Annotated in this window: 15 protein-coding genes; 8 read left to right on the plus strand and 7 right to left on the minus strand. The window is 71.7% G+C overall.

What is annotated here, in order from left to right:
• The 7 genes from HW577_RS03270 to HW577_RS03300 all read left to right on the plus strand — a co-directional run.
• Positions 1-461, plus strand: a 461-nt coding sequence (locus HW577_RS03270) for a Na+/H+ antiporter subunit E (protein ID WP_198374631.1), incomplete at its 5' end; no start/stop codon positions are given.
• Complete coding sequence (locus HW577_RS03275; RefSeq protein WP_198374632.1) at positions 454-708, plus strand: MrpF/PhaF family protein; 255 nt, start codon at positions 454-456, stop codon at positions 706-708. The genes HW577_RS03270 and HW577_RS03275, both read left to right, overlap by 8 nt.
• Complete coding sequence (locus tag HW577_RS03280; RefSeq protein ID WP_198374633.1) at positions 705-998, plus strand: cation:proton antiporter; 294 nt, start codon at positions 705-707, stop codon at positions 996-998. The genes HW577_RS03275 and HW577_RS03280 overlap by 4 nt, the downstream gene beginning before the upstream one ends.
• Positions 995-1909 (plus strand): hydrogenase subunit MbhD domain-containing protein, encoded by a 915-nt coding sequence (locus HW577_RS03285; RefSeq protein WP_198374634.1) that lies wholly within the window; start codon positions 995-997, stop codon positions 1907-1909. The genes HW577_RS03280 and HW577_RS03285 overlap by 4 nt, the downstream gene beginning before the upstream one ends.
• The gene (locus HW577_RS03290; RefSeq protein WP_198374635.1) at positions 1906-2193 is read left to right on the plus strand and encodes an NADH-quinone oxidoreductase subunit K; all 288 of its coding nucleotides are present in this window, start codon (positions 1906-1908) and stop codon (positions 2191-2193) included. Before HW577_RS03285 ends, HW577_RS03290 begins: the two co-directional genes overlap by 4 nt.
• Positions 2190-3650 (plus strand): complex I subunit 5 family protein, encoded by a 1461-nt coding sequence (locus HW577_RS03295; RefSeq protein WP_332837388.1) that lies wholly within the window; start codon positions 2190-2192, stop codon positions 3648-3650. Before HW577_RS03290 ends, HW577_RS03295 begins: the two co-directional genes overlap by 4 nt.
• Before the next feature lie 11 nt (positions 3651-3661).
• On the plus strand, positions 3662-5272 hold the full coding sequence (locus HW577_RS03300; protein ID WP_198374636.1) for a complex I subunit 5 family protein: 1611 nt from the start codon (positions 3662-3664) through the stop codon (positions 5270-5272).
• Here the strand turns inward: HW577_RS03300 and HW577_RS03305 are convergent.
• The 6 genes from HW577_RS03305 to HW577_RS03330 all read right to left on the minus strand — a co-directional run bounded on the left by HW577_RS03305 (position 5250) and on the right by HW577_RS03330 (position 11716).
• Positions 5250-6242, minus strand: coding sequence for a lipid A deacylase LpxR family protein (locus tag HW577_RS03305; RefSeq protein ID WP_198374637.1), 993 nt, complete (start codon positions 6240-6242; stop codon positions 5250-5252). The genes HW577_RS03300 and HW577_RS03305 overlap by 23 nt on opposite strands.
• Positions 6239-6745, minus strand: coding sequence for a DUF1269 domain-containing protein (locus HW577_RS03310; protein WP_198374638.1), 507 nt, complete (start codon positions 6743-6745; stop codon positions 6239-6241). Before HW577_RS03310 ends, HW577_RS03305 begins: the two co-directional genes overlap by 4 nt.
• Before the next feature lie 12 nt (positions 6746-6757).
• The gene (locus HW577_RS03315) at positions 6758-7741 is read right to left on the minus strand and encodes an asparaginase (protein WP_198374639.1); all 984 of its coding nucleotides are present in this window, start codon (positions 7739-7741) and stop codon (positions 6758-6760) included.
• Complete coding sequence (locus HW577_RS03320; RefSeq protein ID WP_232474648.1) at positions 7738-9390, minus strand: MFS transporter; 1653 nt, start codon at positions 9388-9390, stop codon at positions 7738-7740. Before HW577_RS03320 ends, HW577_RS03315 begins: the two co-directional genes overlap by 4 nt.
• A gap of 28 nt (positions 9391-9418) precedes the next feature.
• On the minus strand, positions 9419-10423 hold the full coding sequence (gene glsA / locus HW577_RS03325) for a glutaminase A (protein WP_198374640.1): 1005 nt from the start codon (positions 10421-10423) through the stop codon (positions 9419-9421).
• A 177-nt stretch (positions 10424-10600) separates the two neighbouring features.
• Complete coding sequence (locus HW577_RS03330) at positions 10601-11716, minus strand: helix-turn-helix domain-containing protein (RefSeq protein ID WP_198374641.1); 1116 nt, start codon at positions 11714-11716, stop codon at positions 10601-10603.
• 359 nt (positions 11717-12075) lie between these two features.
• Here HW577_RS03330 and HW577_RS03335 point away from each other — a divergent pair, with 359 nt between their 5' ends.
• Entirely contained in the window at positions 12076-13053 is a 978-nt protein-coding gene (locus HW577_RS03335) for an NAD(P)H-dependent glycerol-3-phosphate dehydrogenase (RefSeq protein ID WP_198374642.1), read from the plus strand.
• A 6-nt stretch (positions 13054-13059) separates the two neighbouring features.
• Here HW577_RS03335 and HW577_RS03340 read toward each other — a convergent pair whose 3' ends face one another.
• The gene (locus HW577_RS03340) at positions 13060-13335 is read right to left on the minus strand and encodes a hypothetical protein (protein ID WP_198374643.1); all 276 of its coding nucleotides are present in this window, start codon (positions 13333-13335) and stop codon (positions 13060-13062) included.
• Positions 13336-13716 lie beyond the last annotated feature (381 nt).

Here is a 13716-nt window from a genome sequence, read left to right on the forward strand (position 1 = left end):
CCGCCCTGCGCGCCGCGCTCCTGCTCGGGCTGTGGTGCGCGCTGGCGGGCGTGGTGCCGGCGGACCTGCCTGTCGGCGTCGCGGCGGCGGCGATCGGCGCCTGGGCGAGCCTCCGCCTTCTGCCGCCGATCCGCGCCCGCATCCGTCCCGCGGCGCTGGCGACGCTGCTGCTGCACCTCCCGGCGAAGGCGCTCGGCGCCGGAATCGCGGTTGCGCGACTCGCCCTCGACCCGCGCCGAAGGCCCACGCCGCGGACGATCGCGTGGACGCCACGGATGCCTCCGGGGCGCGCGCGCGACGCCTTCCTGGCCTATGCAAGCCTGCTGCCCGGCACGCTCCCCGCGGGCGACGGGCCTGGCGGGACGGTGTTGATCCACGCGCTCGAAGGCGAGGCCGATGTCGCGGCCGCCATGTCGGCGGAGGAGGCGCTGTTCGCGCGCGCCTTCGGACTCGATGTCTAGCCTGCTTGGTGTCGCTGCCTTCGCCGTGCTCCTGACTTTGCTGCTCGGCCTGGTGCGCGTGCTGCGTGGGCCGCAGGCCGCGGACCGGATCGCCGCGGCGCAACTCCTCGGCACGACAGGCATCGCCGCCCTGCTCCTGTGGGGTGCTGCGGTGGGATCGGCAACGCATACGGACCTCGCCCTGACGCTTGCGGTGCTCGCCCCTTTCGCGACCATCGCCATGGTGCGCAAGGAGCCGGGGGAATGAGCCTGCTCGCGGATGCCTTCACCGTGTTTTGCGTGGTCGCGGGCATAGGCTTCTTCGCGGCCGGCACCGCGGGGCTCCTTCGTTTCCCGGACACGGGCAGCCGCCTGCATGCGCTGACCAAGGCGGATCACCTCGGCCTCGGGCTGATCGTGCTTGGGCTGCTGCCACGCGCCGAGGCGCTGGGGGGCGCCTTCCGGCTGCTGGCCATCTGGGGACTCGTGCTGCTCGCGAGCGCCGCGACCGGTCCGCTGCTTGCGCGCATTGCCCAGCGGCGGGATCCGCCAGCGTGATCGTGGACCTGGCGCTGGTCGGAGGAATCCTCGCCCTGGCGCTGGGCGTGCTGGTTGCGCGGCAAGCCTTCGCCGCCGTCGCCCTCTTCATCGGCTACGGGCTGCTGCTGGCGCTCGCCTGGGGGCGGCTCGGTCTGATGGATGTGGCGCTTACCGAGGCCGCGATCGGCGCGGGGCTTTCCGGCGTGCTGCTGCTCGCCGCGGCCCGTAGGCTCTCTGCCGCCCCCGCGCAGGAGGACTCGCCGCCGGGCCGGGTCACGCGCGCGCTGATCGGCGCGGGCTGCGCGATCCTGACCTGCGCGGTGGGCGCCGCGGTTCTGCTGCTGCCGGACGCACCGCCTGGCCTCGCGGCCGAGGTCGCGGCGAACCAGCGGGCCACCGCGCTCGGCAATCCCGTGGCGAGCGTGCTGATGGCCTTCCGTGGACTCGACACGCTGCTCGAATCCGCCGTGCTCGTGCTGGCCGTCATCTGCACGGTGGCCCTCGCGCCGGATCAAGGCTGGGCGGGGCCGCCGGGCGCACCGCAGCCGCAGGCGGACGGGCCGCTCGCCCTGCTCGCGCGGCTGCTGCCGCCACTCGGCATCGTGGTCGCCGCGCACATCTTCTGGATCGGTGTCGATGCGCCGGGGGGCAAGTTCCAGGCGGCGGCGATCCTCGCCGCGATGTGGCTGCTGCCCTGGATGGCGGGGATCGCGCCGGCGCCGCCGATCGGCACGCGCGCACTGCGCATCACGGTCGCCGCGGGGCCCGCGCTGTTCATCGCGGTCGGGCTGCTCGGCGCGATGCTGACGGGTGCCTTCCTCGCCTGGCCATCGGGCTTCGAGAAGCCGCTGATCCTGATCGTGGAGGTCGCGCTCACGCTGTCTATCGCCGCCGCACTCGCGCTTCTCGTCATGGGGCCGCGGACATGACAGCCGATGTCTACGGCCTGCTCGGCGCCGTGCTGACCGGCCTCGGCCTGTTCGGCATGCTGGTGCGGACGGAGCCGCTGCTGCGCATCCTCGCCTTCAACCTGCTCGGCGGCGGCGTTTTCCTCGTGCTCGGCGCCATCGCGCGGCGTGGCGCGGGGGCGGGCTTCGCAGCGGACCCGGTGCCGCAGGCGATCATCCTCACAGGCATCGTCGTTGCCTTCGCCGCGACCACCATCGCGGTGGCGCTGCTGCTGCGGCTTGCGGCGCGGAAGGATGACGCGTGACGGGCTGGAGCATGCTGCCGCTGCTCGCGGTGATGCTGCCCGTGCTCGGCATGGTGCTCGCCCCGGCGCTCGGGGCGCGGGGGGCGGAACGGTTGACGCTGGCGCTGCTGCCCGTGGGCTTCGCGCTCGCGCTCGGCACCGCGGCGGCGGTGCAGGCGTTGGGCGTGCCTCTGGTCCATCACCTTGGCCATTGGACACCGCCGCTTGGCCTCGCTCTGGGCGCGGACGGGATCGGGGCGGCGATGCTGCTGACGTCGACGGTGGTCGTCGCCGGCGTCGCCGTCTTCGCGCGCGCCGGCTTCGGCACGTCTCTGGGCATGCCGGAGCGCCGGGCCGCCTTCGCCTTCTGGCCCTTGCTGCTCGCCATCTGGGGCGGGCTGAACCTCGCCGTGACGGCACGCGACCTGTTCACGTTGTATGTCGCGCTGGAATTGCTGACCTTCGCGGCGGTCCCGATCGTCTGCCTGGACGGGCGGCGGGAGACGCTGGCGGCGGCGCTGCGCTACCTGCTGTTCGCACTGCTCGGCTCGGTGCTGTACCTGCTCGGCGTCGCGCTGATCTACGGCGCGGCGGGCACGCTCGACATCGGGCTGCTCGCGGGCCGGCTTGCGGCGACGCCGCCGGTGCTGGTCGCGGCGGCGCTGATGACCGCCGGGCTGATGGCCAAGACCGCGCTGCTGCCGCTGCATCTCTGGCTGCCGCCCGCCCATGCCGGCGCGCCGGCGGCGGGATCGGCGCTGCTCTCCGCCCTGGTGGTGAAGGGGTCCTTCGTCATCCTCGTCCGGCTCTGGGCCGGGGTGCTGCCGCCGTCGCCCGCCGCCATGCAGGCGCTGGCGGGGTGCGGCGCGGCGGCGATCCTGCTCGGTGGTGTCGCAGCGCTCGCTCAGACGCGGCTGAAGCTTCTGGTCGCGTATTCGACCGTCGCGCAGATCGGCTACCTGGTGCTGATGTTCCCGCTGCTCGCGGTGCCTGGCGTGGCGGAAAAGGCCTGGACCGGCGGCGTGCTGCAGGCGGTCTCGCATGCCCTCGCCAAGTCCGGGATGTTCCTCGCGGTCGGGCTGATGACCGAACGGCTCGGCCATGACCGCGTGGCGGACCTCGCCGGCGCGTCACGCGTCGCGCCGCGGCCGCTGCTCGCCTTCGGCCTCTCCGCCTTGACGCTGATGGGCGTGCCGCCCTCGGGCGGCTTTGCTGCGAAGTGGCTGCTGCTCAGCACCGCCATCGAGGCCGGGCAATGGTGGTGGGGCCTCGTCATCCTGACCGGTGGATTGCTGACGGGCGGCTATGCCTATCGCGTCCTTTCGGCGGCGCTACGCGCCGGGCCCGCCGCGGCCGCGCCATTGCCCCACGATTCACGCGACACGGTCGCGCTTGGCCTCGCGCTGCTCGCTCTCCTGTTAGGCATGCTGCCGCTCGCCAGCTTCGGGCTGCTGCAGATCGGGCGGGTGGGACCATGATGGCGGCGTTGATGCTCGCCACGCCGCTCATCCCGCTGCTGCTGCTGGCGGCACTGGCGCGGCGGGACTGGCGCCCGGCGGCGGCACGGCTGATCTGGGCAGCGCCCTTGCCGGGGCTGGCCTGCGCGCTGCTCGCCAACGGCAGCAGCATCGTCTTCGACGACAGGCTGCGACTGACCCTCGCGCTCGATGCGCCGGGCGCGCTGCTGCTGGGTGCTGCGGCCCTACTGTGGTGCGGCGCCTCGGTCTTCGCGCGCGGCTATCTGTCGGCCGAGGCCCTGCCGCGCTTCGCCGCCTGGTGGCTGCCGACCATGGCGGGGAGCCTCGGCATCTTCCTCGCCGGCGACCTGATCGGCTTCTACCTGCTGTTCGCGCTGGCAAGCCTGCCGGCCTGGGGCCTCGTTATCCACGACCGGACGCCGGGCGCCTGGCGTGCGGGCGCGACCTACATCCTCCTCACCGTGGTCGGGGAGGCAGCGCTGCTCGCCGCCTTCGCGCTGATGGCGGCGGCCGCGCCGGGCGAGAGCCTGGCGCTGGCGGACGTCGTCCCTGCGCTCGCCGACGCCGCGCTGCGCGAGGTGACGATCGCCCTGCTGCTGATCGGCTTCGGGCTGAAGGCCGGGCTCGTGCCGCTGCATGTGTGGCTGCCCATCGCGCACCCGGCCGCGCCCATGCCGGCGTCGGCGGTGCTGAGCGGGGCGATCATCAAGGCCGGTATCATCGGCCTTATCCGCTTCCTGCCGATCGAGGCGACACCCGCCGCCTGGGGCGAAGCGCTGGCGGCCGCGGGCTTCGTGACCGCCTTCTGGGGCGTCGCGATGGGCATCACGCAGCGCAACCCGAAGGCCGTGCTGGCCTATTCCAGCGTCAGCCAGATGGGCGTGGTCGCGGCGGCGATCGGGATGGGCATCGCGGGCGGCATCACGACCACGCCGCCCTCCGCGGCCTTCTACGCGCTGCACCACATGCTGGCGAAGGGCGCGCTGTTCCTGGCCGTCGGCGTCGCGGCCATGGCCGGCGGGCGGCTGCGCTGGCTCGTGCTCGCTCCTGCGACGCTGCTGGCGCTCGGCTTCGGCGGCCTGCCGATGACCGGCGGTTGGCTGGCGAAGGAGGCGGTGAAGGCCGAACTCGGCAGCGGCGTCCCGGGGATGCTCTCGGCGCTGTCCGCGGTGGGCTCGACGCTGCTGATGCTGCACTTCGTCCGCCGCCTGCCGGCGGGCGGCGCGGAGGACGCCACACTGCGGCCCGCGCCGGGCATCCTGCTGCCCTGGCTTGGCCTGGCGGCGGCGTCGATCCTGCTGCCCGTGCTGTGCTTCGTCGCGGTCGGCGGGTCGTTCGGCGCCTCGTTGCGATGGGCCGCGCTGGCCAAGGCGCTCTGGCCGGTGCTGGCCGGGGCGGTGCTGTTCGGAGCGCTGCTGCGCTGGGGCGGGCGACTGCCACAGGTGCCGGAGGGCGACGTGATCGTGCTCGCGCGCCGCGCGCTGCGGCTGGGGTCGCCGGCCGGCGACGCATTGGCGCACGCCGAGGCGACACTGCGCGCCTGGCCCGCGGCGGGCCTCGCCCTGCTGGCCGTGACGCTTGCGCTGGGCGCGCTGCTGCTCAGTAGCGGAAGGACAGGCTGATCGAGCCGTACTGCGCTGTGTTCCGCTGCGTCTCGAACTCGCGCGACCGCGCGGTGTAGGTCACGGTCAGGCGCGCGAAGGGCATGATGATCGCAACGCCCGCGCTGGCGTCGCCGACGAACACCTCCCGGTCCACGCTGCGGCTGTCGCGCCAGGTGTTGCCGTCGAGGAAGATGTCCCGCCCCACGACGCGGCCTTCGAGACCACCGAACACATACCAGCCCCAGCGCCCATCTGGCTGGTAGAAGGCCGAACCGGCGACCGAGGGGCGCATGCGCGGCGGTCCGAAATCCGCCTGCAACTCATTGCCGAACCTGACCATCAGCCCGGCCGCGCCGTAGGTCTGCACATTGCCGAGGCTCGCGGTCAGCGTCGGCACGATGCCGATGGCAACGTCGTCCCAGATCGGGTCGCTGTTGTAGCGCCATTGCCGCGTCAGGATCAGATTGACGCCGGGCTCGTCCTTGATCTGCCGGTCCCAGCCATAAGCCCGGTCGATGTTCATCAGGTCGTGGACGTTGTTCTGCGTCTGCTCGCCGAGCGCGGAAGGCCCGACAACGCCCAACTGCAATTCGATGCTGCCATAGGTGGTGGGCGTGTAGGAGGCGAGGTTGATCGCCCAGTACAGCCAGCCGGCATAGGGCCGGTCGAGCGGATCCGGGTCTCGCCGCGCGGTGTCCGCCGGCGTGAAGATGTTCTGCCCGAAGGCGAGGCCCCAGCGCGGCGTCCCGCCCTCCGGGAACAGCGCGCTCGACGTTACCGCGGCGAGCCAGGCCGGCGGATCGTAGGAGGAGGATCGCCAGGCGAACTGGAAGCCGCTGGTGTAGTAGCGATCGGTCCCCGCGAGCAGGTCGTTCTCGTAGGTGAAGCTCCAGGTGCCGAGATGGTCGCCCGGCACGCGGTCCTCGGCGCGCGCCGGCGTGCCAACAATCGCGAGGACAAGCGCGGCAACAACAAAGCGCAGAGTCACGGCGTCTTCGCCGCATCCTGCGCCGCGGCGAGCGCTTCGCGCAGCGCCGCTTCCTTCGTCTCGTCGAAGGAGGAACGCATCACGGTCGCGCCAATGCCGCGGAATTCCTCCAGCACCTTGTCGGCCGTGACCTTGCGGATAAGCAGGAACAGTGCCGCATGGCCGGCATCGAGCGCCTTGGCGACGTCCTTCATGAACGCGTCGTTGATGCCGACATCGGTGAGCTTGCCGCTGAGCGCGCCTGACGCCGCGCCAATCGCGGTGCCGACGAGCGGGGCCAGGAACAGCATCCCGATCAGCGTCCCCCACATTGCGCCCGACGCCGCGCCCACGGCCGTCGGGCTGAACACTTGGTTCAGCTTCACGCTGCCGTCGGGCCGCTTCACCGCGACGACCGCGTCGCCCAGTTCGATCAGGTATTCCTTCTGCATGGCGAAGAGGCGTGTGCGCACCTCCTCGGCCTGGGCCTCGGTCGGGAAGGAGACAACGAGAAGATCGGCCATGACAGGACGTCCTTACTGGTAGGGGATGAAGGCGGCCTCGGCCGCCGCGCGGCCAGCGCCGCCGCGCAGCGCCAGGCCCAGCAGCAGCCGGGCCTTGAGGCCGGATAGAAGCCCCGCGGGGATCGCGCCGCGCCGGATCAGGTCGATCTCGCCGCCCGGATAGCCATAGGTGCCGGTAAAGACCGGGCCGGCTGCGGAGCGGGAGGCGAGCACGACGGGCATGCGTCGCGCGAGTTCACCCACCGCTTCCGCGGCATCCGCGGGCACATGGCCCGCGCCCATGCCCTCGATCACCGCGCCCGCATAACCGAGGCCGGGCAGCGCGGCGAGCAGCCGCCCGTCATCGCCCATCGCCCAGCGGACCAGTGCGACCGGCGGTGGCGGACCCGCCTCGGCGGAGTAGGTCGGCAGCCGCCGCACGCGCGCGAAGAAGCGCGCCCGCCCTTCCGCCACCGCCCCGATCGGACCGAGCATGGGGGAGGCGAAGGCGGAGGGCAGCGTCGTATGCGTCTTCTGCACGAAGCGCGCGGCGTGGATGTCGTAGTTCAGCACGGCGAGCGTGCCGAGGCCGCGCGCTTCCTCGCCGACGGCGACGCGCGCGGCGGCGAGCAGGTTCGCCGGACCGTCCGCGCCAGGCGCATCCGCGCCGCGCATCGCGCCGGTCATCACCACGGGCTTGTCGCCGCCCACCAGCAGGTCGAGCAGGAAGGCGGATTCCTCGATCGTGTCCGTGCCCTGGATGACGACGGCGCCGTCCACACCGGCGGCGAAGGCCTGCCCGATGCGCGCCGCGACGGCAACCAGATGCTCGGGCGTGAGGGACGGGCTCGGCAGCCGTGCCGGGCTCTCGGCCTCGATCTCCGCGACCTCGGCTAGCGCGGGCACCGAGGCGACGAGCTCCGCAGCGCCGAGCCTCGGCGCGATGCCGCCCGATTCCTGCGGCACCATGGTGATGGTGCCGCCGAGCGAGAGCATGATCAGGCGCGGGCGCGTCACGCCGCCGCCTCCTCCTCCCGCCGTGCCGGCTGGGGCTGCGGTGCGCGGCCCGACGGGATCTCGCCCGGGCGGTAGGCCGGCAGGCGGCTCGCCGGGATGATGGCGAGCGCTGCGACCGCCGCCATGATGAGCAGCCCGATCTTGAGCGATTGCAGCCTTGCCTCGGTGTTCACGCGCACCGCCTCGGCCACCTGCTCGGGCGATGCGCCGGTGCGCTCCATGATGCCGAGTAGCCGGTCGTTCGAGACGAAGTTGATGCTGTCGAGGTCGATCTGCGAGATCACGGCCGGCGGCAGCTGGGGGTTCTCGGCGATGCGATACAGGATGCCGGCCGAGAGAAGCCCGACCAGCAGCGCGCCAGCCACCGCCGTGCCGACACCGGCCGCGAGGTTCTGCGTCGTGCCGCGCAGCGAGCCGACATCGCCCGCGAGTTCCTTGGGCGCTGCCGTGACCAGCACGTTGAACACGAGCGTCACCAGCGCCCCCTGCCCGAGCCCGAAGGTGATGAGGCCGAACATGACCGGGATCGCCGACCAGTCGTTGCGGACCACGAAGGCGAGCCAGAGCAGCCCCACGATGCACAGCAGGAAGCCGCCCTGCGCGATGCGCCGCGGCGGCACCTTGTCGTACAGCCGCACCACCAGCATCGCGGTGAAGAACACCGTCAGGTTGAAGGGCATCATGGCGATCGCCGTCTCGATCGGCGTGCGCCCCTGCACGATCTGGATGTAGAGCGGCACGGTGAAGTTCAGCATGGCCTCGAGCCCGACCACGGTGAACATGGCGTAGACCGCAGCGCGCTCCTCCCCCGAGGTGATCACGCGCAGGTCGAGCAGCGGCGTGCCGCCGCGCGCGGCAACGCGCCGGCACCAGGCGAGGAAGACCTGCAGCAGGATGATGCCGGTGACGATCATCAGCGGTGCGGGGGACATGCCGAACACGCTGAACGGCGCACCCGGCCGCGCCACGCCGAGCCCCCAGCGGTTGAGGTTGTTGAAGCCGAAGACGACCATGATGATCGCGGTCGCGGCCAGCGCGACGCCGACGATGTCGATCTTGACCTCCGGCCGCTGCTCCTCCGGCTTCAGCCGGAACGACAGGAAGAAGACGATCCCGGCCAGCACCACGAGGATGCCGAAGACCGGCCGCCAGCCAATGAAGGTGCCAAGCATGCCGCCGATCATGAAGGCCGCCACCCCCGCGCCGGCGCGCGCCGAGCCGAGCGCGCCCACCGCCGTCGCCTGCTGCGGCCCGCGATAGTGGTGCGCGATCAGCGCGACCAGCGCCGGCACGATCACCGCCGCGGCAAGGCCCGCGAGCAGCTGCGCGACCATCATCACGGGCGCGGCCGGCGCCATCACCATCAGGATCTGCGCGATGCCGAACAACCCGACCACGACGCGGAACACCGCGGTCGAGCCGAAGCGCTGAACCAGCTTCGCCCCCAGCATCACGAAGCCCGCGACCGAGAGCGAGTACATCACGATGCCGGTCGCGATCGTCGTCGGCGGCACCTCGAAGCTCGCGACCATGCCGGCCAGCGAGACGGGCAGGGCGGCGACGTTGAAGGACATCAGGACCTGGCCGAGCGCGATGGCGATCATCGGCACCCAGGATTCGCGCGCCGGCGCGGCGTCCGTGCTGCTCATCGGATGTTTCCCCGTTCTTGCCCCGCCTCTAGCCCGCGGGGGCGGAGGCAAAGAGGTTCAGTCCCAGCCGTTCCGACAGGAAGCGCGTGACGAGTAGCCCGCGCACGCTGTTGCCGGCCGCGTCGAGCGGCGGCGAGAAGACGCCGAGCCCGCCCTTGCCCGGCGCGATGGCGACGATGCCGCCGGCGACGCCGCTCTTGCCGGGCAGGCCGATCTCGTAGAGCCAGTCGCCGGATTGCTCGTAGAGCCCGGCGGTCGCCATGACCGCGAGGACGCGGCGGCACCTCTCGGGCTCCAGCACGCGCTCCTTCGTCACCGGGTTCACGCCGCCATCGGCAAGCGTCGCGCCCATCACGGCGAGGTCGCCCGCCGTGACGTTGATGGCGCATTGGCGCGTGTAGATGTCCGTCGCCTCGTCTGGGTCGCAATACATGCGCCCATAACCATGCAGCAGCCGCGCGATGCCCTGGTTGCGCTGGTTGGTCGCGGCTTCGGAGGCATAGACCTCCTCGTCCATCGCCAGTTCGCGCCCGGCGAAGCGCGACAGTCCCTCGCGGATGAAGCGCCAGCGTTCCTCGGCGTTCGCACCGGGGGCGAGGCTCGTCGTCGCGATGGCCCCGGCATTCACCATCGGGTTCACGGTCCGCTCGCCGTTCAGCTCGATCGCCATGACCGAGTTGAAGGGCAGGCCGGTCGCGTTGACGCCGATCGCCGCGCGCGCCCGCCCGCCGCCGAGCGCCTCGCACACCAGCGCGAAGACGAAGGGCTTCGAGATCGACTGGATTGAGAAGGGCAGCGCCGCCTCGCCGATCGCGAAGGTCTCCCCGCTGACGCCGGCGACGCAGATGCCGAACCAGGCGGGATCGGCCTTGGCCAGCGCCGGGATATAGTCTGCGACCGTGCCGTCAGTGACCTCGCCGTAGCGCTCATGGGCCTCGCGCACGAACGCGGCGACGACGCCCGGCGGCGGCAATTGGCCGGTCGAGACGGCGGCGGGGCCGACGGCCTCCTCCGCGTGCAGCCCCTCATACATCGGCAGAAGGGCCGACGGCAGACCGCGCGGCGGCCCCCAGCACGCAGTCCATGGGCAATGTCGCATGAAGGTGGGCGGTCATCCCCACTAGCCTAACAACGCCGGGCGGCACTGGGATCGACCTTGCGTCCCGCGAGTGGACCCAGGGTTCCAAACCGGCACGGCGCCCGGGGGGACCTAGAGCCGCCGCAGGATCTGGCTGACGTTCGGCGCCGCGCCTTCCGCGGCGCCAAAGGCGCGAACGGACACCTCCGTCCGTCCCTCAAGTGCCACGGCGCGAAGGTCCCGCGGCGCGATTCCGAACTCCGCGCGGAAGGCGCGGCTGAAGCTCGACGGCTCAAAGAAGCCGACCGCCTCGGCGACTTGGGCGATGCCGCGCCGGTCCGCAGGATCCGAGAGGAACCGATACGCAGCGGCAAGCCGCTCGCGTTGGATATGGCGGGCCACGCCTCCGAGCGGCTCGAACAGCCGGTAGAGCGCCGAGCGGGACACGCCGCTCATCGCGCAGAGACGGGCAGGCCCGAGCGTCGCGGAGCCAAGCTTCTCGCGGATCAGCCGCTTGATGCGCGCGAGCTGGAGATGCTCCAGCTGCGGCCGCGCTGCTTCGACGCTGTCGCAGCGGCTATTGAGCGCGGCGGCGAGCGTGGCCTTGGTCAACGCGGCGAGGTGCGGCAGGTCGGTCGCGCGGAACTCCTCCGCCTCGTCGCGCAACGTGTCGAGGAAGGATGCGAGGAGACGGCCCGTCGGTCCCTCGAGCGGCGCATTGAGCGACGCACCGAGCAGCGGCTCGAGCTCCTGCACCGCATCCCGCGCGAGGAACAGGGATTGCCACTCTATCTCGACGCCCTCGCGCTCGGCCTCGAAGGCCCGGGCCATGGTTAGCACGTAGGGAACGCCGGGCCGGAAGAAGATGTTGTCATCGCCACTGCGCTGGCGCTGGGTGCCGCGCTTGCATACCGCGACGATCCAGTGGTCGAGGGAGTCGCGCCGGATGCGCGCCGGCGTGCGGCTGTAGTCGTAGGGCGGCAGAACGGCGTGATAGTACATGAAGGATTCGAAGGGGAGCGCCATGCCGCTCGCCTGGAAGCCGGATGCGGGCGGTGTGCCCGGACGGCCGGTGTCGAGATAGGGCACGCACAAGTCCCGCCACGCCTCGAACTGCTGATGCGGCGGCAGACCCGTCGTCGACACGATGAGCGGACGTATGGCCCTGGAACGCTCCACCGGGGCCGGCTCTACGCCACCCTCGCCGCAAGATAAGCGCGACCGGCAATGCCCGGACCCGGTGTACATGTTTTCGCTCCCCGACGGCCTGCGATCGTGCGGCGCCCGTTGGCGAGGCAGGTAATACCGCGGCCGAACCTGTTCTCAAGAGAAATTGAGTATCGATCGCGGATCGTGCTGACGAAAGCTTCTGATTGGACACCGCTCCGCTGCGGCGGGTCGTCTGGCCGCGTGCCGCCGGATCGAGTCGGCAACGTGCGCCCCCAGCCGGCACGATGCGGACCGACCATGGCGGCGCGATGCCCGGGCCGGCGGGGCAGACATCGCGCCATGCGATGCTACCCTCGCCGCATGCTACAATCGCCTGTTCTTTCATTCCGCACGCGTAGGCAGGCCAGGGCGGTTGGCCCTGCGCCCGGAAGCTGCGCATGAGGGTCGCTGTCCTCGGCGCCGGGGCCTGGGGCACCGCGCTGGCGCTGCAGGCCGCGCGAGCAGGCCGGAACGTCGCGCTGTGGGCGCGCGATGCCGGACGCGCTGCCGACATTGCCGCCGCGCGGGAGAATGCGCGCTACCTCCCCGGCGTCGCGTTGCCCGGGTCGATGCTGGTCACCGCGGATGCGGATGCGGCGCTCAAGGGCGCGGCGCTCCTGTTGTGCGTCGTGCCGGTGCAGGCGCTGCGCGGCGTGCTGGCCTCGTTGCCGGCGTTCGATGTGCCGATGCTGGTGTGCGCGAAGGGGGTGGAGGCGGGGACGCTGCGCCTGCCCCTGGAGATCGTGGCGGAGGCAAGGCCGGGCCTGTCCGCCGGCGTGCTGTCCGGCCCCAATTTCGCCCATGAGGTCGCGCGCGGCCTGCCGGCGGCGGCGGTGGTCGCGGCGGCCGATCCGGCGCTGCGGGAAGCCGGGCTGGCGCTGCTCAGCTCGGCCGCGTTCCGGCTCTATGCGGGGGAGGACCCGGTCGGCGCGCAGGTCGGCGGTGCGGCCAAGAACGTGATCGCCATCGCAGCGGGCGCCGTGATTGGCGCAGGTCTCGGGGAGAATGCACGGGCGGCGCTTGTCACGCGCGGGCTCGCGGAATTGTCGCGGCTGGCGGTTGCTCTCGGCGGGCGCGCGGAAACCGCGGCGGGGCTTACGGGCCTGGGCGACCTGATCCTGACGGCGGCGGGCGCGGGCAGCCGGAACATGTCGCTGGGCCTGGCGCTCGGACGCGGCGAACGGCTGGGCGATGTTCTGGCCGCGCGCGCCGGCGTGACGGAGGGGGTGAAGACGGCGCCGGCTCTGGTCGCGCGGGCCGCGGCGCTTGGCGTCGAACTGCCGATCTGCGCCGCCGTCGCGGAGTTGGTGGCGGAGCGGATCACGGTGGCGGATGCGATGGCTCGCCTGCTCGCGCGCCCCTTGCGGTCCGAATAGCGCCGCTCAGGCGCGGCGGGACTGATCCTGCGCGTGCAGGCTGCGGACGGCGGCGACGTAGCCGGACTGCGTGCCGGTCACGAGCGCCTCGTTCAGCTGTCGCAGCAGGCGCTCAAGGTCGCCGGTGCGGCAAAGCTCCAGAGATCCAAGTCCGGCGCGGTGAGTGGCGCGGTAGGAGCCGTCCTCAAGCCGGTCGATCTCGATGGTGCTGGACCCGCCGGCGACGGGACGGAGGGTGATGATCACGTCCTCAGGGTTCGGTCCGGTATCGGCGTTCGCCATGGGCGACCAATCCTTCCTGGCGTTGCGGACGCGGGGCCGCCCCTGTGGCTGCGTCCGGCGGTGTCTCCGCGCGCTCGTCATCCTGGCGAGGCGGCGGACTTTGTACCGCAACGGAATCACCAAACGGCTTACGGGCGCCAGCGACCAGCGGTAGCGCTGTCGGGGCACGGAATCGTAATCGGCGACCGGGCGTCGTTGCGTAGCCGATCACCGCGCGCACAGCTCCAGGAAACACGTTCGTGTTCAGAGACTTAAAGAAATTGCATGACTTTTCGTGAGTTGCGCGGGCCGTCCAAAAGCAAGCGAATTCGACAAAAATAAACACAAGTCACGAAAAAGTGATATCTGGTGATTGATGAGATCGTCCAGGGACGGATTGGC

Source organism: Neoroseomonas rubea, assembly GCF_016106015.1.
GTDB classification, from domain to species: Bacteria; Pseudomonadota; Alphaproteobacteria; order Acetobacterales; family Acetobacteraceae; genus Neoroseomonas; species Neoroseomonas rubea.